Source organism: Leisingera sp. F5 (assembly GCF_001593695.1).
In genome coordinates, this window is sequence record NZ_LUKH01000730.1 from 1 (window position 1) to 1,771 (window position 1,771).

The window sequence follows — 1,771 nt, forward strand, 5'->3', positions numbered from 1 at the left end:
CACGAACGCCTAGCATGAGGTATCCATGGAGTCGCCTGTGATTCAGCTTTTGGTTCTGGCCGGTATTGCTGTGTTTCTGATCCTGCGCTTGAAAAGCGTACTTGGGACACGCGAAGGTTTCGAAAAGCCACCGCTGCCGCAATCCGAAGCGCGGAGCCGCCGCCCCGATCTGGAAGTGATCGAAGGCGGCCCGGACCGCGACATCACCGATTATGTGGCCGAAGACAGCCCGCAAGCCCAGGCCCTGGCTGCGATGAAGCGGGTTGAGCCATCCTTCCAGGTCCAGGAATTCGTTCAGGGTGCACGCGGTGCATACGAAATGATCCTGATGGGCTTTGAGCATGGCAATCTGGACGACATCCAGCCGTTCCTGGCCGAGGATGTGTTCGAAAGCTTTGTAGATGCCGTTGCGCAGCGTGAGGATCAAGGGTTCAAGATCGAGGCCGAGTTTATCGGCGTGCGTGAAACCACCGTGGCGGATGCCACGTTCGACACGCAAACGGGCCGCGCTGAGATCACCATGCGTTTTGTTGGTGAGATGACGTCCGTTGTCCGCGATCGCGGCGGCGACATTGTCGAAGGCGACCCCAAGGCAGTGAAGCGTCAGAAGGACACTTGGGTCTTTGCCCGCAACATGGGCGTCGATGACCCCAACTGGCAGCTGGTAGCGACGGACGCATGATTGCGGCGCTTCGGGGGGTACTTGGGGCAGCTGCAATCGCAGGTGCCGCGATGACCGCCTCCGGGGCGCATTCAGAAGCCGTGTCCAGCATCCTGGACTTTGCCCAGCTGGATGGCTGGGCAAAAGACGATCATGCTCAGGCACTTCAGGTTTTTCTGGGAACCTGCAAGGACTTGAAGGATCCCGACTGGTCTGCCTTGTGCAAGGCAGCGCAATCGCAGACCCCCGCAGGGGCGCGGGCGTTTTTCGAACTGTTCTTCCGCCCGGTTCTGATTGAGGATGGCAATCAGGCTCTGTTCACCGGCTATTTCGAGCCGGAGCTGAACGGGTCCCGCTACCCGACAGGCCGGTTTCGCTATCCCGTCTACAAGATGCCGCCCGAGGCCCGCGGCACCGGTTTGTGGCTGCCCCGGCGGGATATTCTGACCAGCGGTGTCATGGAAGCCCGCGGGTTGGAGATTGCCTGGGTGGATGACCCGGTGGAGCTGTTTTTTCTGCAAATCCAGGGTTCTGGCCGGATTCGCTTGCCGGATGGCGCTATGATCAGGGTGGGTTATGGCGGTGCCAATGGCCACACTTATAAATCCATCGGTAAGGAATTGGTGCGCCGCGGTGTCTACAACGCCCATCAGGTCAGCGCCCAAGTGATCAAATCCTGGGTCCGGCGCAATCCGTCGGACGGCAAGGAGCTGCTGTTCCACAATCCGTCTTATGTGTTCTTTCGCGAAGTGCGCAAAGTGGCCGCTTCCAAGGGGCCGCTTGGCGCGATGAACCGCTCGGTCACGCCTATGCGCACCATTGCCGCCGATCCTGCATACACTCCGCTGGGTGCGCCGGTCTGGGTTGAGAAGGACGGGCATATGCCGCTGCGCCGTCTGATGGTGGCGCAGGATACCGGATCCGCAATAAAGGGCGCGCAGCGGGCTGATATTTTTGTCGGTACGGGTGATGCCGCCGGCGAGACTGCTGGAACCATGAAAGACCCTGGGCGGATGGTGGTTCTGCTGCCGATCCAGCGGGCCTATGCGATGCTGCCGGAAGACCTTTGAATGACACGGCGGAAACTGACAGGAGATGAGATCGACCTCT

Annotated in this window: 2 protein-coding genes; both read left to right on the forward strand. The window is 60.2% G+C overall.

Annotation, left to right across the window (positions count from 1 at the left end):
- Positions 1-25 precede the first annotated feature (25 nt).
- On the forward strand, positions 26-682 hold the full coding sequence (locus A2I95_RS35335) for a Tim44/TimA family putative adaptor protein (protein WP_291737230.1): 657 nt from the start codon (positions 26-28) through the stop codon (positions 680-682).
- Positions 679-1,731, forward strand: coding sequence for a murein transglycosylase A (locus tag A2I95_RS35340; protein ID WP_291737231.1), 1,053 nt, complete (start codon positions 679-681; stop codon positions 1,729-1,731). The genes A2I95_RS35335 and A2I95_RS35340 overlap by 4 nt, the downstream gene beginning before the upstream one ends.
- The last annotated feature ends 40 nt before the right edge of the window (positions 1,732-1,771 follow it).